The following is a 19,022-nucleotide window of genomic DNA, read 5'->3' as shown; positions in this document are numbered from 1 at the left end:
GATATAAATATGCGTGATTCTTTTGATCCTAGCGCCTCAGAGATTGAGAAGACAACTGCCGAAGAGGGCAAGACACGTAAGCGCCCACGTCCAGGTGAGCGTCGCCTCCAGATTTTGCAAGTATTAGCAGAGATGTTGCAAAACCCCAAGGGTGAGCGAGTAACGACTGCAGCATTGGCAGCAAAAATTCAAGTCTCAGAGGCAGCACTCTATCGACATTTCGCCAGTAAGGCGCAGATGTTTGAGGGTCTGATTTCATTTATTGAGCAAACGGTTTTTGGTCTGATTAACCAGATCAATCAAAAAGAAGAGTCTGGGCTTGCACAAGCACGTGGAATTTTGCAGATGCTCTTATTCTTTGCAGAAAAAAATCCCGGCATGACTCGCGTACTTTTGGGCGACGCTCTATTGCAAGAAGACGATCGCTTGCAAGAGCGCATTACACAAGTGCTTGATCGTGTTGAGACATCTTTAAAGCAGGCACTGCGTATTGCCCAAACTCAAGGCGGTACGTGGGCAAATGTATCTCAAGATGAAGTCAGCATCCGTGCGGCGATGTTGATGAGTTATGTTTTGGGCCGTTGGCATCGTTTTGCTCGTAGCGGCTTTAAAAAGCTTCCCACTGAAGCGTCTGACATCAGTCTTCGCATTCTTTTATCCGAATGAGCGAGCTACATCTCTCTAGAAATACTATCCACTTTGCCGAGCCCTTGCCTTTGCAAAGTGGCGCCATTTTATCGGGCTACGATTTAGTTATTGAAACGTACGGCAAGCTTAATGCCGATAAAAGTAATGCTGTCCTAGTTTGTCACGCACTCAATGCATCACATCATGTGGCTGGACCCAATCCTGATGATGCAAAAGATATCGGATGGTGGGACAACATGATTGGGCCGGGCAAGCCTGTAGATACCAATCACTTTTTTGTGATTGGCGTTAATAATTTAGGATCTTGCTTTGGATCTACTGGTCCTATGAGCATCAATCCTGCCACCAAGAAGCCCTATGGTGCAGACTTCCCGGTAATTACGGTGGAAGATTGGGTAAACACCCAAGCGCGCTTGGCCGATAAGTTGGGCATTCGCCGTTTTGCTGCAGTCATGGGTGGAAGCTTAGGTGGCATGCAGGCATTAGCCTGGTCTATCCAGTTCCCAAAACGTCTTGCACATTGTTTAGTCATTGCGTCGACGCCAAAATTGAGTGCACAGAACATTGCATTTAATGAAGTAGCTCGCAATGCAATTTTGTCTGACCCAGATTTTTATGGTGGTAATTACTACGAACATGGCGTAGTGCCAAAGCGTGGCCTCAAGTTGGCTCGTATGGTCGGACACATCACCTATTTATCTGACGATGATATGGCTGAAAAATTTGGGCGCGAGCTGCAAAGACCTGGCGGCGAGTCTCAAGACTATCGCTTTAGCTTTGATGTGGAGTTTGAGGTTGAAAGCTATTTGCGCCATCAAGGTGACAAGTTCTCTGTTTACTTTGATGCCAACACATATTTGCTAATTACTAGGGCGCTAGATTATTTTGATCCTTCTCGTCGTTATGAAGGCAGCTTGAATCGCGCTCTAGCCGAAGTACAGGCTAAGTTTTTAGTTGTGAGTTTTTCTACTGATTGGCGTTTCCCACCCAATCGTAGTCGTGAGATTGTGGAGTCTTTACTTAGCAATAAGAGTGAAGTCAGTTATGCAGAAATTGATGCTCCGCATGGACATGATGCTTTCTTGTTGGATGACCCGCGTTATCACAACTTGATTCGCGCCTACTTCGAAAAAATGCTAGAGGCTAAATCATGAAGCGCGCAGACTTTGCCGCAATAGCAAATTGGATTGCACCTAATAGTGAAGTGCTTGATCTCGGTTGCGGTGATGGCAGCTTCTTAGAATATTTGCAAAAACAGAAACCTGTGCACGCTTATGGAGTTGAGATTGATGATGCGCGCGTACTTTCTTGTGTGCAAAAAGGTTTAAACGTTATTCAGCAAAATCTGGAAGGGGGCTTGGCGCTCTTTGAGAACAATAGTTTTGATACGGTAGTGCTGTCGCAAACACTGCAAACTATTCATGAAACTGAAAAGATCTTGCGTGAAGTCGTCCGGGTTGGCAAAGAGTCGGTTGTTTCTTTTCCGAACTTTGGCCACTGGTCGCACCGCTTAGCCGTTGGCTTTGGCCGCATGCCAGTTTCTAAAAGCCTCCCATATCAGTGGTACAACACACCCAATGTACGCGTTCTCACAGTGGCTGATTTTGAAAAATTAGCTTCGAGCCTAGGCTTACAGATTCTGGATCAATGCATCCTGCATGAGGGGCGGCAAGTTACCTTGATGCCCAATCTTTTTGGAAGCTTAGCGCTGTTCCGCGTTCGACGTGCTTAGTAGTGCTCAGTCCTGGCTGAAAGATTTTCGGGTTTATCTCGAATGGCCATGTCTTCGAATGCTCTTCTTGGGCTTCTCCGCTGGTCTACCCCTGCTGCTGATTTTAGGAACACTCAGCTTTTGGTTGCGAGAGGCTGGCATTGATCGTAGTACGATTGGGTACCTCACTTGGGTTGGCTTGATTTATGCCTTTAAGTGGATGTGGGCTCCCTTGGTAGATCGATTATCTATTCCCTTATTGTCAAGATTTTTTGGCAGAAGGCGTAGCTGGCTACTTTTTGCGCAATTCCTCATTATTATTGGCCTAGTTGGTATGGCCAGTATTGATCCTAAAGTGCAGCTGACGCCGATTGTGTGGTGTGCGCTCTTAGTTGCATTTGGTTCTGCAACTCAAGATATTGCTTTGGATGCTTTCCGAATTGAGTCTGCTGATAGTGATCACCAGGCGGCTCTGGCAGCTACTTATCAAACAGGCTATCGATTAGCTTTAATTTGGTCTGGTGCTGGTGTTCTCTGGTTAGCCGCCCGCGCTGAAGCAGGTGCCACTGGCTATGATCCAGCCGCCTGGCAATTTGCTTATCTTTGTATGGCGCTCTCTATCATTGTTGGCGTGCTTACTACCTTGTTTAGTAAAGAGCCCGTTCGCATTGAGCTAGTAAAAGCCCGAAATGCAAAAGCGTGGCTATATCAAACTTTGATTGAGCCATTTACAGATTTTATTCAGCGTTACGGTTGGCACGCTATTTTAATTTTGTCCTTAATTGCCATCTATCGCATTAGTGATGTGGTGATGGGAATTATGGCCAACCCATTTTATGTGGACATGGGTTACACCAAAGATGAAGTGGCAGCAGTGAGCAAAGTCTTTGGGGTAGTGATGACATTGGTCGGCGCCTTCGTTGGAGGCGTCCTTACCTTACGTTTTGGCGTGATGCGGATTTTGTTTTTGGGTGCGATTTTGTCGGCTGTCAGTAACCTGTTATTTGCTTGGCTTGCCAAGCAGGGTCATGACTTGCATGGCTTGATCTGGGTTATCTCGGCTGACAATCTGAGTTCTGGAATTGCCACAGCTGCTTTCATTGCATTCTTATCAGCACTAACGAATATTCAGTACTCCGCAACGCAGTACGCCTTGTTTAGTTCAATGATGCTCTTATTGCCAAAGTGGTTGGCTGGGTTCTCAGGCGTCTTTGTAAATCACTTTGGCTACTCAAACTTTTTTATTAGCACTGCAGTTATTGGTGCGCCAGTATTAATTCTGATTTGGCTCACTATTCACTTCAAAGTGGTGGAATTTAAAAAGCATGACTCACAGGTTTTTAAATAAACCAGTCGTAATCTACTGTCAGTGGCGCGTGATCTGAAAAGCGCTCATCTTTATACACAGTAGTATTTTTGGCGCTTGCTGCAATCCCGGGAGTGGTGATGTGATAGTCGATGCGCCAACCAACATTTTTTGCATACGCTTGCCCACGATTACTCCACCAGGTGTAACAGGTATCCGTGGTCTCGGGCTCTAGTTTTCTGTAGACATCTACAAAACCAACTTTACTAAATAGGTTTGTCAACCAAGCGCGCTCTTCTGGTAAAAATCCGGAGTTCTTGAGATTGCCTTTCCAGTTCTTGAGGTCAATCTCATTATGGGCAATATTGACATCCCCGCACAGCACAATCTCACGACCTGATTTCTTAAGCTCTACTAGATGCGTTAAGAAAGAGTCGAGATAACGATACTTAGCTTCCTGCCTTTCTGGTGAGCTTGAGCCTGAGGGCATGTACACGGAAATTACTGAAAGCTTTTTGAACCGAGCTTCGACATAACGTCCCTCAGCATCAAACTCTTCATTACCATAGCCATACAGCACCTTGTCAGGCTGATGTGGGGTGTAGATGCCACAACCGCTATAGCCCTTTTTTTCGGCATGATGAAAGAAGCCGTGCAGGCCATCTGGGTTGAGGATGGCATCTTCCAAATCGTCTTGTTGAGCCTTAAGCTCCTGCATGCAGATAAAGTCGGCTTTTTGCTTTATGGCCCAGGGCAAGAAGCCTTTTTTGACCGCCGAGCGGATACCGTTGAGGTTGGCAGAAATGATGCGTAACATATAGGCCTATGAGCTCAAAAAATTCAAATCAAGATAACTTTATTCAATTTGCCCTAGAAGCAAATGTTTTGTCATTTGGGGAGTTTAAAACTAAAGCGGGGCGCCTTTCACCTTATTTCTTTAATGCCGGTGGGTTTAACGATGGCGCTCGCTTAAGTGCGCTAGGTCGCTATTACGCCAAAGCCCTGCAAGAGTCTGGTCTCCAGTACGACATGCTGTATGGCCCTGCTTATAAGGGAATTACTTTGGCTGCCGCAACAGCAATTGCATTGGCTGACACTGGTCTTAATGTGCCTTATGCTTACAACCGGAAAGAAGCAAAAGACCATGGCGAGGGCGGTTCATTGGTCGGCGCCCCAGTAAAAGGCAAGGTGGTCATCATTGATGATGTGATTTCTGCAGGTACATCTGTACGAGAGTCCGTCAAGCTCATTCGTGAGGCGGGTGCTGAGCCTGCAGCAGTATTAATTGCCTTGGATCGTATGGAGAAGTCAGGGACTGCTACTGAAGTTGGTGACAAGTCAGCAGTTCAAGCTGTAGAGCAAGAATTTGGCTTGCCAGTGGTAGCAATTGCGAACCTAGCAGACTTGATGGCTTTCTTAACCGCCTCAAGCAATGCGGAGCTAACAAGTTACCTGCCGGCAGTCAAAGCCTATCGTGAGAAGTACGGCATTTAATTAGATTGCAGTTGCAGAAACTGCATAGCTTCAGTCTTAGATTGTTACTTCGCCTTCGAATACGGTAATGGCTGGGCCGGTCATGATCACAGGTTGAATCACTCCATTGATGAGGCCGCCCCAGGCAATTTGTAAATCGCCCCCACGGGTATGCACCTTCACCGGTGAGTCGAGCAAGCCACGACGAATGCCTGAAACCACAGCAGCGCATGCGCCAGTGCCGCAAGCGAGGGTCTCGCCAGCGCCGCGCTCATAGACGCGCAATTGGATTTCATGGCGATTCAGGATTTGCATATAGCCTGCATTTACACGTTTTGGAAATACAGGATTTTTTTCAATTGATGGACCCTCTTCGAGTACAGGCGCGCTATTGATATCGCCCACCACTTGAACTGCATGAGGATTGCCCATCGAGACAACGCCGATCCAACTGTCGTGTGCAGCAGGAGTTTTAATGGGTAGTGCATACAGCATTTCATGAAACTCTTGCTTACTTGCTAAGTCGCTCGCATTAAAAGGAATTTGACTATGCTCAAAAATCGGCGCGCCCATATCCACTTCCACTTGGCCATCATCATGAGATTTCAGGGTGAGGATGGTATGTGCCACTTCTACACGCAAAGGATTTTTTCTGGAAAGGCCTTGGTCGAGTACAAAGCGAACAAAGCAGCGTGAGCCATTGCCGCATTGCTCAACCTCGCCACCATCAGAATTAAAAATGCGATAACGAAAGTCAGCATCCGGGCGCGTAGCTTTTTCAACCAGAAGAATTTGATCGGCGCCAATGCCAAGCTGACGATGTGCTAGTTGTTGCCATTGCTCGCGGGTGATGTTGGTGAGATCTTGATCAATCCCATTGAGCACAATGAAGTCATTGCCTGCACCATGCATTTTGGTAAAGCGCAATGTGCGTGCAGACCTGTTTAAATTCGTGCTCACAAGAATTCCAATTAGTTATAAAGGCTAGGCTCGCCGGGTGGCCTATGCTTAAAGCGTTTGTGTACCCAATAGTACTCTGCCGGCCTTTCTCGAACAAGCTCTTCGATGTATTTATTCAGGCGCGTAGTATCGGCTTCCACATCATCTGTTGGGAAGTTGGGAAGTGGGGCGCTGATATTGCAGGTATAAGCTTTGCGATCAGGATTCAGGGTGGTAGTCATGAGGCAAACTTCTGCGCCACTAAGCCTAGCTAAACGTGACACAGAGGTGATCGTATTTGTCTGAATACCAAAGAAGGGTACAAAAATAGAGTCACGTGGACCGAGATCAATATCGGGTGCAATAAAAATAAAGTTCCCCGTCTGAATTTCCCGAATCAAATCACGTAAGCGGCTTTGTCTCTCAATCGATTTCCCTCCGAAACGATTTCTCCATTCAATCATTTTTTGATTGAAGAAGGGGTTTTTCATGTTTTGATAGAGGCCAGCACCGCGAGGCCAGTCATGCTCGCTTGCTAAGACGGAGAGGGCCATAAAGCCACCTTCAAGTCCAATAAAGTGGGGGTTAATCAGGAGTCGTGGCTTACGATCGCCTAGAGTAATAGCAGAGTTGATGGTGACGATATCAGTAATCTGTTTTCCACTACCAAGCCAGATGCGACTTCTCTCCATCACGCTACGACCAAATAATTTCCAGTGCTCTAGCGAAAGGAAATGAATTTCCTCTTCGCTTAGATTGGGAAAGCACAGGCGCAAGTTCGTTTTAACAACCTTGGCACGCTCATTGGGTATATGTGCTGCTAACCAGCCAAGACCATAGCCAATCTGAATAGTGAGGCTATAGGGTAAAAATGCAAACAGGCGCAGTAAGCTCAGCGCTAGAAAATTAAAAACATTTTGTAACCAGGTCATGAGAACAAATTATAAATTTACTAACTAATTACTTGGTGGCAATTCTGCTCCGCTTGGATGTTTGTAGCGGTTATACGCCCAGATAAATTGATTGGGTGCAACTAAGATGGCATTCTCAATGGCAACGTTCAGTTCAGCCGCTGCCAGTGTGGAATCTTCAGAAAGTGGCTCTAGCCTCTTGGCTTGCATGAGCCAGCCTTTGCCTAGCCCTTTACGTTTAGCAGTAAACATGACAACAGGTGTTTTGTTGCGATTGGCTAAGCGTGCTGGCAGTGGCGTTGTATAAGCTAAGCGCCCAAAGAACGGTACCCATACTCCTTCACCGCCACTCGGTACTTGATCTGGAAGAATCCCAATGGCTTCCCCGCGGGTTAGGGCGCGTGTCATTTGACGAACGCCATGCAGGTTGGTTGGTACGAAGTGCATATTGGGATAGGCGCGACCCTCTTCCACTAGTTCATTGAGCCATTCTTGGCGAGAAGGGCGATAGAGGATGGTGGCAGGGAAGTGTTGAGCCAATACTCGGGGAATGATTTCAAAGCCGCCTAGGTGTGGTGTGAGCATGACTAAGCCATGACCTTCATTAATGGCTGCCTCAACTAGATCCCAGTCTTGTATTTCAACTAGGGAAAGTGCTTTTTTGGGATTTCGCCAAATCCACAAACTGTCTGAGAAGAGCTGCCCTGAGGCTGCCGCTGCACTCCAGATTTGAAGTGGTAGATGATGGCTTTTAGTAACCGCCTCATATTGAGGGCGAAAAAGTGATCGATATTGTTTGGATCCTAGGTAGGCTAAGATCCCTAAGGCAGCCCCAATCACCTGAACTACGAATAAGGGCAAGACTGCAATTGCAGCGAGGGTTAGCTTGAGAAGGATTTTGTACACCCTCTAATGATATTCAATGCGGGCGATAGGGCCAAATTTCCAGCTTCGCTTGATGAATATGGTGTTTTTCGGATAGAATTGTGCCATCGCTGAGTTAAGGCAACTTGCAGGGCGATTCATAAATTCTGCTAAAGCGTCGCCGTTGAAATTCCTGGCACGTCGAGTTGTCCTATAGATCGTGTTAATTTTTAAAGGAATATGCAATGGCAAATGATTACTTCTTCACCTCAGAATCGGTTTCTGAAGGTCACCCCGACAAAGTAGCAGACCAAATCTCTGATGCGATCTTGGATTCGATCCTAGCTCAGGACCCTACTGCGCGCGTTGCTGCAGAAACTTTGTGTAATACCGGCTTGGTAGTGTTGGCTGGTGAGATTACTACAAATGCCAACGTGGACTATATCCAAGTAGCCCGTAACACTTTGCGTGAAATTGGTTACGACAACACTGACTACGGCATTGACTACAAAGGTTGTGCAGTTTTGGTTGCCTATGACAAGCAAAGCCCTGATATCGCTCAAGGCGTTGATAAGGCGCATGACGATGGCTTAGATCAAGGCGCTGGTGATCAAGGCTTGATGTTTGGTTATGCCTGTGATGAAACGACAGAGCTCATGCCTTTACCAATTCATTTGTCACACCGCTTGGTAGAGCGTCAATCTCAATTGCGCCGTGATGGCCGTTTGAACTGGCTGCGTCCGGATGCCAAGTCTCAAGTGACCTTGCGTTACGTGGATGGCAAGCCTGACTCAATCGATACCGTGGTTCTCTCCACGCAGCATGATGAAGATATTTCTCTTGAGAAATTGCGTGAAGCAGTGATCGAAGAAATCATCAAACCAGTATTACCAAAGCACTTGATCAAAGGTGCAATTAACTTCTTGGTGAACCCAACAGGTCGATTTGTGATCGGTGGTCCGCAAGGCGATTGTGGTCTGACAGGTCGTAAGATCATTGTGGACACTTACGGCGGTGCGGCCCCACATGGTGGTGGCGCATTCTCAGGTAAGGATCCCTCTAAGGTAGATCGTTCTGCTGCCTATGCTGGTCGTTATGTAGCGAAGAACGTAGTTGCTGCTGGTTTGGCAAGTAAGTGCTTGATTCAGATCTCTTACGCAATTGGTGTGGCGAAGCCAACTTCAGTGATGGTTAGCACCTTTGGCACTGGCAAGATCTCTGATGAAAAGATTGCGCAACTGGTATCTGAGCATTTTGACTTGCGTCCAAAAGGCATCGTCAAGATGTTGAACCTCTTGCGTCCGATTTATCGCAAGACTGCTGCATATGGCCACTTTGGTCGTGAAGAGCCAGAATTTACTTGGGAGCAGTGCGATAAGGCGCCGGCATTACGCGCAGCCGCTGGCCTGTAACCTGCTTTCTAAGTAGTAAATTGGCAGTATGTTTTGTTTTGAGGCGAAATATGGCGAAATTGATTACAATTTCGCCATACCTTCAAGGAGCGTTGCAAGGAATACTGAGAACCAGTGTTTCCCCAGGCTTGAAGGGAGTGAACTCCTAGGTAACCCCAGAGTTTGCTAATTGCAACTGCGCTCGCTAACCCATGATTCAATGGCTAGCGAGTTTCTACTCCAGCATTGGATCGTATTTAGCTGGAGCATTCATGAGTACCGTTTCCGATTTAAATAACTTTGTAGCAACCCGTTGCGCTATTGCTGATATTTCTTTGGCTGACTTTGGCCGTAAAGAAATCGCCATTGCTGAAACTGAAATGCCAGGCCTGATCGCCATTCGCGATGAGTTCGCAGCGCAGCAGCCATTGCGTGGTGCGCGCATCACCGGCTCATTGCATATGACTATTCAAACTGCAGTCTTGATCGAGACGCTGGAAGCGCTTGGCGCTGAAGTGCAGTGGGCATCTTGCAATATTTTCTCTACACAAGACCACGCTGCTGCAGCGATTGCTGCTAACGGCACACCGGTGTTTGCGATTAAGGGTGAAACGCTTGAGCAATACTGGGATTACACCCACCGTATTTTTGAGTGGGCTGATGGCGGCTTCACTAATATGATTTTGGATGACGGTGGTGATGCGACTTTGTTGCTTCACCTCGGTGCACGCGCTGAGAAAGATCAGGCTTGCTTGAATCACCCAACTAGCGAAGAAGAAACCATTTTGTTTGCGGCCATCAAAAAGAAATTGGCGCAAGACTCAACTTGGTATTCCACCCGTTTAGAAAAAGTTAAAGGCGTTACAGAAGAGACTACTACTGGTGTACATCGCCTCTATCAGATGTTTGCTAAGGGCGAATTAAAGTTCCCGGCTATTAACGTCAATGACTCTGTTACCAAGAGCAAGTTCGACAACCTCTATGGTTGCCGCGAGTCTTTGGTTGACGCGATCAAGCGTGCTACCGATGTGATGGTTGCCGGTAAGGTTGCCGTTATTTGTGGTTATGGCGACGTAGGTAAGGGTTCAGCACAAGCTCTGCGTGCTTTGTCTGCTCAAGTTTGGGTTACTGAAGTGGATCCAATTTGTGCATTGCAAGCTGCGATGGAAGGTTACCGCGTTGTCACAATGGATTACGCTGCAGATAAAGCGGATATCTTTGTTTCAGCAACTGGTAACTATCATGTGATCACACACGACCATATGGTTAAGATGAAGAATCAAGCGATCGTTTGTAACATTGGCCACTTCGATAATGAGATTGATGTTGCTGGTATTGAGAAATACAAGTGGGAAGAAATTAAGCCACAAGTAGATCACGTGATTTTCCCGGCAGCTAACGGCAATCCCGAGAAGCGCATCATCATCTTGGCCAAAGGTCGTTTGGTTAATCTCGGTTGTGGTACCGGACATCCTTCATACGTAATGAGCTCTTCATTTGCAAACCAAGTGATTGCACAGATCGAATTGTGGAATGCGGTTGGCACAGATAAATACCCAGTCGGTGTTTATACATTGCCTAAGCATTTGGATGAAAAGGTTGCACGTTTGCAGCTCAAGACATTGAATGCTCAGTTAACCGTATTGTCAGATCAGCAAGCTTCTTACATTGGTGTGACGAAAGAAGGTCCTTATAAGACCGATCACTATCGTTATTAATCCACTCCTTGCTAGATATTGTTCAATAGAGAAATAGAGACACAGGCCCAAGATTATGGAATTAAGCGTTGAATTCTTCCCTCCAAAAACACCTGAAGGTGAGAGTAAGTTACATCTCGTGCGTGAGCGTTTCAGTGAAATGCTTAAGCCCGCTTTTTATTCTGTGACCTTTGGTGCTGGTGGCTCTACTCAATCTGGCACATTAAAAGTGGTGAGCGATATTCACGCTGCGGGTGCAGCGGTTGCTCCCCACTTATCTTGTGTTGGTAGCTCACGCGAGAGTGTGCGCGAAATGTTGAAGCAATATCAAGCTTTAGGTATTAAGCGTATCGTAGCTTTACGTGGTGACTTACCATCTGGCATGGGTCAGTATGGTGAGTTCCATCATGCGAATGAATTAGTTGAATTTATTCGTACAGAAACTGGCGACTGGTTTCACATTGATGTCGCTGCCTATCCGGAATGTCATCCTCAGGCTAAGTCACCAGCAACAGATATTGATTTCTTTGTACAGAAGATGAAGGCTGGAGCAAACTCCGCAGTCACACAATACTTCTATAACAGCGATGCCTATTTCCGTTTTGTCGATGAGGCATATGAATTAGGCGTCACTCAGCCGGTGATTGCGGGAATCATGCCGATTACCAATAGCACTCAGTTGCTCCGCTTCTCGGATGCTTGCGGTGCAGAGATCCCGCGTTGGATTCGTTTGCGTCTTCAGTCCTATGGCGATGACACTGCTTCTATTCGTGCGTTTGGTGAAGAGGTAGTTACCGATCTTTGCGACCAGCTTTTAGTAGCAGGTGCACCTGGATTGCATTTCTATTCGTTAAATCAGGCTGACGCCGTTTTAGCTATTGCAGATAATTTAAGTCTCAACAAGTAATTACTAGGCCTGACTCAGTCAGCATGGCGTCTAAAGGCTCATCATGTGTTTGAGCTTGCCACTGCGCATCATCTAGCTTTTGCCAATCAAAGCCAATTCCTATGCAGAGTAGGTTTGGCTTGGCTTTACGTAATTGCGCTAAAGTGCGGTCAAAGTAGCCGCCCCCATAGCCCAGCCGCCAATAATGGGCTTTATCCCCTGCCTTAGATTGTGACCAGCCAACGCAGGGAATCAAAATACAGTCTGGAGTAATTTGAGGTCTGCGGGGGTTATTGGGGTCTGGCTCTGGTACGTTGTGGCGACTAGGAATTAGTAGATCATCCTCTTCCCAGGCAAAGAAATCCAAATGTTTATCGGGGCGAGCAAAGGGGAGTGCCAGCGTTTTACCTGGATTATTCTTAGCCCATGCTAATAATGCAGGTCGTAAATCAAGCTCATCTTGTATAGGGCAATATAAGGCAATAGATTGAATCTGGGCGTCATGGTCAGCCAAAAAACTAGCTAGTCCGGCTAAAACGGACTCTTGAATTGTGGAATAGCTTGCGCTAGCCGCAAACTGTTTCCTTTGGGCTAACAAGTCCTGCCGTAGCGATTTTGGAGAATTGCCGTGCATATCGACCATTATCAGGCGAAAATTAAGGGATATAGTAAATCGATAAGGTATGACGGTGAAAAAGAGTTTTGATCTTTCTGGTGGCTGGCAAAAAATCGTGGGCGGAATATTGCTTTTGGCCCTGACAGTTTCTACGCCCAGCATTTCTGCAGAGAAAGTTAAGAAAACTTCTTCGAATAAAGAAAGCAGAATTTCAGCTTTTGAAATCACTGAAGGCGATCGCACTTTTATCGAGTTACGCGAAGCTGCTAAAAGAAATGATGTTGCCCGAGCACAGACATTAGCAGCCAGCCTCTCTAATTATCCCTATGAAGACTATGTAGCTTATTTCCGCATAAAACCTCAGCTATTTGACAGTGCTGGTGCTGCACGCGCCGATAGTAATGCTGATTCTCAGGTGATGGCTTTTCTAAATCAATATCAAGGTACGGCTCTAGCCGATCGGATGCGTAATGATTGGCTACTCGTCTTAGGTAAGCGAAAAGACTGGTCGCGTTTTGATGCTGAATATCCCAAGTTTGTTTTGGATGATGACACTCAGGTGAAGTGCTATTCACTACAGTCGAAGTTGGCGCAAGGTGAGAACCCAACAAAAGTAGCGATTGATGCACGCGCAATACTCTTGGATCCGCGTTATTTCGGTCAGGCCTGCCAAGAGTTGGCGCCTATTTTGGTTGGTTCTGGTGGTATGACACCGAGCGAAGCAAAAGCGCTTGGTCGTGCTGCCAGTGAGATGGGTTTTGACACGATGTCACGTCGCTTAGGTGGTGAAGATCCTATTGCCGAGATCGTGAAAGCTGCCAAAGCGGATCCTGCAAAAGCATTTAAAGATTTTTCACAAAATGCATCACGCTACAGCAAAGAGAATCAAGCTGTAGCTTGGGGTATCATTGGTCAGTTCCTTGCAAAGAAATTAGACCCCAATGCAGACGATGCCTATCGTTTTCAACAAGAGCTCGGTTATAACGAACTACTCTCTACTGAAGGTCAGGAGTGGAAGGTGCGTGCAGGCTTGCGCGCCAAGGATTGGACGCTAGTCAAAAATGCGATTGAAGGCATGAATCCAGCAGTACGTAGTAAAGATCCTGCTTGGACTTATTGGTATGCGCGTGCATTAAAAGTCGATGGACAAAATGAAAAGGCACGCGAGAATCTTGAGCTTGTTGCCGATCAATACAATTTTTATGGGCAGCTTGCGCGAGAAGATCTTGGTAAATCCAATCACGTGCCCTCGCGTACTAAGGTTGGTGAATCGGAAATCGAAGCGATGTCTCAGCGCAAAGGCTTTATCAGAGGTGAGCGTTTCTATGCCATGAATTTGCGCTTTGAAGGCAATCGTGAGTGGAATTGGGAGTTGCGCAACATGACTGATAAGCAACTCTTAGCATCTGCTGAGTATGCCAAGCGTATTGGTCTATATGACCGCGTTGTCAATACTGCTGACCGTACAAAGCAAGAGCATGACTTCAGTTTGCGCTACCCCACGCCCTATCGTGATGAGCTATCTCCGATTGCAAAACAAATTGATTTGAACTTGGCCTGGACCTATGGGTTGATTCGCCAAGAGTCACGCTTCATCATGAATGCCTCCTCTTCGGTCGGCGCTTCAGGATTGATGCAGGTAATGCCAAACACAGCAAAGTATGTAGCCAAGAAGATTGGTATGACTTCTTACACCAATGACAAGCTCACCGATACCAATACCAACCTGACCTTAGGTAGTAATTATTTGAACATGGTCTTAGTAGATCTAGATGGCTCTTGGGTACTAGCATCTGCAGCTTATAACGCTGGTCCATCGCGTTCTAAAACCTGGCGGGAAAAACTGACTAGCCCAACAGAGGGTGCAATTTTTGCAGAAACAATTCCGTTTAATGAAACACGAACTTATGTAAAAAACGTTTTGGCTAATGCAACGTACTATTCATCAGTAATGCATGGACAAACGCAATCTTTAAAGCAGCGTTTAGGAGTGATCACTCCTAAAGTGGCAAATGCCTCTGAGTTGCCTTAGTAATTTAACTAGATAGGATCTTTATGAAATATGACATTCTGCTAATCGGTGGTAATGGCTTTGTAGGCAGAGTCTTGGCTGCTCAATTGCAAGCAGAGGGCTATTCCGTTTTGCTGCCTACTAGACACTTAGCATCTGCACGTGAATTACGTATGTTGCCAAAGATACATTTAGAAGATGCTGATGTGCATGAGTTTGATTCTTTACAAGAGCTTTGTTCACGAATTCAGCCTGGCGGTGCCGTCATTAATTTGGTGGGTGTATTGCATGACAAGCCAGCAGAGCCTTATGGAAAAGTATTCCAAGCGGCACATGTTGATCTCCCAAAAAGCATCATTACTGCTATGCAGATGAATGGTCTTAAGCGCTACCTACACATGAGTGCATTGGGCGGAGACTCCCATGGGCCATCAATGTATCAGCGCAGTAAGGGTGATGGGGAGGCCGCAGTAAGAGCTAGCAATCTCGATTGGACTATTTTCAGACCTTCAGTCATTTTTGGTGCACACGATCAATTTATTAACTTGTTTGCCAAGTTAACGAAATTATTTCCGGTGATGCCTTTGGCAAACTCAGGCGCGCAGTTTCAGCCGGTGAGCGTGGATGATGTGGCTACTGCATTTACAAGATCTTTAAAAATGCCATCGACGATCCATCAGTCTTATGATTTAGTGGGGCCTACGGTTTACACCATGAAAGAGATTGTGGAATTTGCTGCGCGCAAAGTCGATACAAAATGCGCGATCATTCCCGTGCCCGATTTTGTTGGCTACCTTCAGGCTTTGGCTTTTGAGTTTCTGCCTGTCCCAACGTTAATGTCGCGCGACAATATTGCCTCAATGCAAGTGCCCAACATCCTGCCGATCCATGGAGTGGATGCCCTAAGTAAAGTATTTGGTATCAGTCGTCGCACGCTAGAAGGCATGAAATAAGTCGATGAAGATCTATGCAGTCGGTGGTGCTATTCGGGATACCCTGATGGGTCTGCCAGTGCACGATATTGATTACGTAGTGGTAGGTTCTAGCGTAGAGGAGATGGTTGCTCAGGGATATCGTCCAGTCGGTAAAGATTTCCCCGTCTTTCTACATCCACAGACTCAAGCTGAATATGCCTTGGCTCGTACGGAGCGTAAGACCGGTAAGGGCTACAAAGGATTTCTGTTTTATGCCGACCCCACTGTCACCCTAGAACAAGACTTAGAGCGCCGTGATCTGACGATTAATGCAATGGCTCAAGAGGTGGGGGCTGATGGCAAATGGGTGGGGCCTATTCTAGATCCCTACAACGGGCAAGACGATTTGGCGTCAAAAATTTTCCGACATGTATCTGATGCGTTTGCAGAAGATCCTCTGCGCCTATTGCGTATCGCTCGTTTTGCTGCTCGCTTTCCTGACTTCATGGTTGCGCCAGAAACAATGAATGCATTGCAGACCATTGTTCGATCCAATGAGTTATCAGCACTCTCAGCCGAAAGAATTTGGCAGGAGTTAGCTAGAGGCTTTACTGCCAGCCAGCCAATGCGAATGTTGCAAATCTTGCTTGATACAAATGCCGCTAGAGTACTGCTGCCATTGAAGCTGGTAAGTAATTTTGCTAAAGAAGAATTCTGCGAGCAGCTTATTGCTCATTTACATGCTGCAGATAACCGCCTAGAAGATCGTTGCGCTGTCATCCTGATGAATTTGTCTGCAAGTGACATTCGCTCATGGGCAGCGTGCGTCAAAATGCCTAATGAGGTGCGTGACTTCAGTGAAATATTTAGCGAGCTCAATTTATTAAATGAGCAGATGGTAGGAGATGCATATCAATCTTCCGATGTATTGGCATGGTTCAATCGTGCGGATGTTTGGCGAAAACCGGATCGTGGTCAGGCCTTATTGAACTTAGCTAAACGCATCGGCCTGAACGTCGACACTTTAATTTTGGCAATGCAAAATGCTCAGGCGCTCAACACGGCTGAAGTGATTGAGGGCATTCCTGCACAAGAGCGATATCATGGTGAAGTTATTCGCCGTGCTGTAGATGCTGCAAGACTCTTGGCCATTACTGCAGCATTAACTAGCCAATCAATTTAAAGTCGATTTCTGCCTCGCAGGCCAGGCAAGTCCTCTAATGTATGGTCTGGCAATATGTCAGATAGTTTCTTTGAGAATGCGAAGACCTTAAAGAGCTCACCCATCTCGGCTTCAGAAAGCAGTTTTTGCAGAGAGTTTGAAATGGGTAAAAAAGTTTCTGGATTGCTGGGGTCGCCAATCTCTAATGCAATATCGCCAATACCCGCGTCTAACAAATAAGATGCTTGATTGCTGAGATAGACATCATCAACTTTTTCTTCTAGCGCACTACGCGCAATCTGTGACCACTCTACATGGGTAGTCACATCAGATAGACCTGGAAGATAAAACGGATCTTGAATCGCATGATGGCGATGGTGCGCCATTAAGGTCCCCTCGAGTCGTTGAGCGTGATAGTACTCACCCTCTGGAAACCCATAATCAAAAGTGAGGAAGAGGCCAGTATCAAGATGATTGGCTACTTGACCCATCCAAGCATTGGCTGGTGTATGTAGCTCTGTGACATAGCCTTCAGAAAAACTTCCACTCACCAATACTTCTGGAAGTAGGTCTTGTTCAACGGGCTTTCCTATTGCCCAAGTAAGTCTGCCATCAGCAATGGAAACGCCCTGCCAATACCAGAAGCCATTTTGGAAAATGATGGCATCACAAGGAATGGCGTCGATTACCTCATTTGCTAGGATGATGCCTTTGAAGTTTTTGGGTAAAGCGTTAAGCCAGCGGCATTGAGTTGATAAATTGAGTTCTTTAAAGAGATGTTGAAGTCGCACTTCTTGCCTTTGGGCTAGGTCAGGCGAGATTTCGATGATGTCATAGTGATCCAGCGTGAAATCAAGCTCGTGTAGTCGCGTGAGAATGGATTGAGCCAACTTACCTGTGCCGGCACCAAACTCTAGAATTTGGGTAGGGAGTCCTTGAGCCTGAAGACCCTCCAAAATAGGCAGAAGCGTCTCCACAATGGCAGCGCCGAATAGTGGTGAGAGCTCAGGTGCAGTCGTGAAATCACCGCCAGACCCCAATTTATGGGCCCCAGCACTGTAATAACCCATTCCTGGCTCATAAAGAGCCATTTCCATATATCTTGAAAAGGGTATCCAGCCGCTGTTTGAAGCGATTTCGGCCATTATTTTCTGCCTAAGAAGCTCGGTATGAGCCGTTTCAAGGCTGGTCAAGGTAATATCCATAGCTCGCTAGTCTAAGAGAATTTAGGTAACTTGAGTTCAAACCCACAACCCCAAGAAAATAAAGCGGTTTTAGTGACCGGCGCTGCTAAGCGCCTTGGTCGAGAAATTGCCGTAGAGTTTGCTCGTCAAGGCTGGGATGTGGCGGTTCACTATGGCCAGTCAGAGTCCGAGGCTCAATCAACCGTAGCTGAGATTCAGAGGCTAGGGCGTAACGCTGTGGCAATTAAGGCTGATCTCGCTAGCGAAGCAGAAATCAATTCTCTGTTTAAAGCAGTGTTGGCTGAGTTCAGTAATTTGCAGTGCCTGATCAATAGCGCCTCGATCTTTGAATATGATCGTGCTAACTCAGATACCCCGCTCAATAGTCAGATTTTGCGAGACCACATGCAGGTCAATTTAGCTGCACCTATCTTGTTATCCCAGTTGATGTTTGAACATCAAAAGAGCCAAAAAAAGAAAGCAGGAGAGGGTGATTTAAGTATCCCCTCAGTAATCCAGTTACTCGATCAAAAATTAATTAATCTCAATCCCGATTATTTGTCTTACACATTATCGAAGGCTGCGCTCCTCACTTCGGTTGAGGTCCTAGCGGTAGATTTTGCTCCGCACTTACGAGTGATTGGTTTGGCCCCCGGTATTACGCTGACCTCAGGCGATCAAACCGAAGCTGGTTTTACTAAGGCGCATCAGATGACGCCACTAGGAAAGTCATCAACACCCAGTGATATTGCAAAAGCAGCCGTATTTTTAGCTGGCTCGAATGCGATCACGGGTACAACCTTATATGTGGACGGCGGACAACATCTCTTACCATCATCACGCGATGTGATGTTTAAAACAAGCTAAGAGTTGAATACAGAATAAAAAGTTAAAAAGAGTTAATAAAAATTATGCATGCCATTCTTTCTCATCCAGCACTTGCTGATTGCCGTCGCTTATTTCTACGTGACTATGAAATCTATATCAATATTGGTGTCCATGATTTTGAGAAAAAAGCTGAACAGCGCGTTATTCTCAATGTAGACCTCTATATCCCGCTGAATATGAATACGCCTTCTAAAGATTTATTGGAAGAGGTGGTGGATTACGACTTCATGCGTGAAACCATTAAGACGCTATCTTGTCAGGGCCATATCCATTTACAGGAAACGTTTTGTGATGACATTGTGACCGCAATGCTATTGCACCCCAAGGTCATCGCTGCGCGCGTTAGTACTGCTAAACCTGATGTTTATCCAGACTGTCACTCGGTTGGTGTTGAGGTGTTTCGGATGAAGCAGGCTTAAAG

Annotated in this window: 19 protein-coding genes and 1 riboswitch; of the genes, 13 read left to right on the top strand and 6 right to left on the bottom strand. The window is 46.3% G+C overall.

Features of this window, described 5'->3' with window-relative positions; genetic code table 11:
* The first annotated feature begins 9 nt into the window (after positions 1-9).
* The 4 genes from slmA to C2759_RS10060 are packed head-to-tail and all read left to right on the top strand — an operon-like array spanning position 10 to position 3,707.
* Positions 10-666 (top strand): nucleoid occlusion factor SlmA, encoded by a 657-nt coding sequence (slmA, locus tag C2759_RS10075; protein ID WP_215355182.1) that lies wholly within the window; start codon positions 10-12, stop codon positions 664-666.
* Positions 663-1,802, top strand: coding sequence for a homoserine O-acetyltransferase (locus C2759_RS10070; RefSeq protein WP_215355180.1), 1,140 nt, complete (start codon positions 663-665; stop codon positions 1,800-1,802). Before slmA ends, C2759_RS10070 begins: the two co-directional genes overlap by 4 nt.
* Positions 1,799-2,380 carry a methionine biosynthesis protein MetW gene (gene metW / locus C2759_RS10065; RefSeq protein ID WP_215302215.1) on the top strand — a complete coding sequence of 194 codons (582 nt, stop codon included), beginning with the start codon at positions 1,799-1,801 and terminating at the stop codon, positions 2,378-2,380. Before C2759_RS10070 ends, metW begins: the two co-directional genes overlap by 4 nt.
* Positions 2,373-3,707, top strand: a complete 1,335-nt coding sequence (locus C2759_RS10060; protein WP_305849430.1) for an AmpG family muropeptide MFS transporter — start codon at positions 2,373-2,375, stop codon at positions 3,705-3,707. The genes metW and C2759_RS10060 overlap by 8 nt, the downstream gene beginning before the upstream one ends.
* Here C2759_RS10060 and C2759_RS10055 read toward each other — a convergent pair.
* On the bottom strand, positions 3,700-4,482 hold the full coding sequence (locus tag C2759_RS10055) for an exodeoxyribonuclease III (RefSeq protein WP_215355177.1): 783 nt from the start codon (positions 4,480-4,482) through the stop codon (positions 3,700-3,702). The genes C2759_RS10060 and C2759_RS10055 overlap by 8 nt on opposite strands.
* 8 nt (positions 4,483-4,490) lie before the next feature.
* Here C2759_RS10055 and pyrE point away from each other — a divergent pair, with 8 nt between their 5' ends.
* Positions 4,491-5,159 carry an orotate phosphoribosyltransferase gene (pyrE, locus tag C2759_RS10050; RefSeq protein ID WP_215355175.1) on the top strand — a complete coding sequence of 223 codons (669 nt, stop codon included), beginning with the start codon at positions 4,491-4,493 and terminating at the stop codon, positions 5,157-5,159.
* Positions 5,160-5,195: 36 nt separating this feature from the next.
* Here the strand turns inward: pyrE and dapF are convergent, their stop codons facing one another.
* Genes dapF through C2759_RS10035 form a run of 3 tightly spaced genes read right to left on the bottom strand, consistent with a single transcriptional unit; the run spans position 5,196 to position 7,894 of the window.
* Positions 5,196-6,050, bottom strand: a complete 855-nt coding sequence (gene dapF / locus C2759_RS10045) for a diaminopimelate epimerase (RefSeq protein WP_215356765.1) — start codon at positions 6,048-6,050, stop codon at positions 5,196-5,198.
* A gap of 59 nt (positions 6,051-6,109) precedes the next feature.
* The gene (locus tag C2759_RS10040; protein ID WP_215355174.1) at positions 6,110-7,009 is read right to left on the bottom strand and encodes a lipid A biosynthesis acyltransferase; all 900 of its coding nucleotides are present in this window, start codon (positions 7,007-7,009) and stop codon (positions 6,110-6,112) included.
* Between the two features lie 24 nt (positions 7,010-7,033).
* A complete protein-coding gene (locus C2759_RS10035; RefSeq protein WP_215355172.1) occupies positions 7,034-7,894 on the bottom strand; it encodes a lysophospholipid acyltransferase family protein in 861 nt (286 codons plus the stop codon).
* Positions 7,895-8,097: 203 nt separating this feature from the next.
* On the opposite strand from C2759_RS10035, the gene metK reads away from it, so the two are divergent.
* The 3 genes from metK (at position 8,098) to metF (ending at position 11,847) form a co-directional block, all read left to right on the top strand.
* Positions 8,098-9,264, top strand: a complete 1,167-nt coding sequence (metK, locus tag C2759_RS10030; RefSeq protein ID WP_046330959.1) for a methionine adenosyltransferase — start codon at positions 8,098-8,100, stop codon at positions 9,262-9,264.
* A gap of 78 nt (positions 9,265-9,342) precedes the next feature.
* A riboswitch (S-adenosyl-L-homocysteine riboswitch) is annotated at positions 9,343-9,454 on the top strand.
* Between the two features lie 61 nt (positions 9,455-9,515).
* On the top strand, positions 9,516-10,961 hold the full coding sequence (gene ahcY, locus C2759_RS10025; RefSeq protein ID WP_215355170.1) for an adenosylhomocysteinase: 1,446 nt from the start codon (positions 9,516-9,518) through the stop codon (positions 10,959-10,961).
* Between the two features lie 55 nt (positions 10,962-11,016).
* The gene (gene metF, locus C2759_RS10020; RefSeq protein ID WP_215355168.1) at positions 11,017-11,847 is read left to right on the top strand and encodes a methylenetetrahydrofolate reductase [NAD(P)H]; all 831 of its coding nucleotides are present in this window, start codon (positions 11,017-11,019) and stop codon (positions 11,845-11,847) included.
* On the opposite strand, the gene C2759_RS10015 is transcribed toward metF, so the two are convergent.
* Entirely contained in the window at positions 11,837-12,460 is a 624-nt protein-coding gene (locus tag C2759_RS10015) for a 5-formyltetrahydrofolate cyclo-ligase (RefSeq protein WP_251366965.1), read from the bottom strand. The genes metF and C2759_RS10015 overlap by 11 nt on opposite strands.
* A 49-nt stretch (positions 12,461-12,509) precedes the next feature.
* On the opposite strand from C2759_RS10015, the gene C2759_RS10010 reads away from it, so the two are divergent.
* Genes C2759_RS10010 through C2759_RS10000 form a run of 3 tightly spaced genes read left to right on the top strand, consistent with a single transcriptional unit; the run spans position 12,510 to position 16,550 of the window.
* Positions 12,510-14,474, top strand: coding sequence for a lytic transglycosylase domain-containing protein (locus C2759_RS10010; RefSeq protein ID WP_215355164.1), 1,965 nt, complete (start codon positions 12,510-12,512; stop codon positions 14,472-14,474).
* A gap of 23 nt (positions 14,475-14,497) precedes the next feature.
* Complete coding sequence (locus C2759_RS10005) at positions 14,498-15,406, top strand: complex I NDUFA9 subunit family protein (protein WP_215355162.1); 909 nt, start codon at positions 14,498-14,500, stop codon at positions 15,404-15,406.
* A gap of 4 nt (positions 15,407-15,410) precedes the next feature.
* Entirely contained in the window at positions 15,411-16,550 is a 1,140-nt protein-coding gene (locus C2759_RS10000) for a polynucleotide adenylyltransferase (protein WP_215355160.1), read from the top strand.
* Here the strand turns inward: C2759_RS10000 and C2759_RS09995 are convergent.
* On the bottom strand, positions 16,547-17,674 hold the full coding sequence (locus C2759_RS09995; protein WP_251366964.1) for a class I SAM-dependent methyltransferase: 1,128 nt from the start codon (positions 17,672-17,674) through the stop codon (positions 16,547-16,549). The two genes, C2759_RS10000 and C2759_RS09995, sit on opposite strands and share 4 nt — an antisense overlap.
* 90 nt (positions 17,675-17,764) lie before the next feature.
* Between C2759_RS09995 and C2759_RS09990 the strand changes: the two genes are divergently transcribed.
* Positions 17,765-18,580, top strand: a complete 816-nt coding sequence (locus C2759_RS09990; protein ID WP_215355156.1) for an SDR family oxidoreductase — start codon at positions 17,765-17,767, stop codon at positions 18,578-18,580.
* Positions 18,581-18,624: 44 nt separating this feature from the next.
* On the top strand, positions 18,625-19,020 hold the full coding sequence (locus tag C2759_RS09985; RefSeq protein WP_215355154.1) for a dihydroneopterin aldolase: 396 nt from the start codon (positions 18,625-18,627) through the stop codon (positions 19,018-19,020).
* Positions 19,021-19,022 lie beyond the last annotated feature (2 nt).

Source organism: Polynucleobacter sp. MG-Unter2-18, assembly GCF_018687675.1.
Classification (GTDB): Bacteria; Pseudomonadota; Gammaproteobacteria; order Burkholderiales; family Burkholderiaceae; genus Polynucleobacter.
This window is presented reverse-complemented; position numbering and strand designations above follow the sequence as displayed.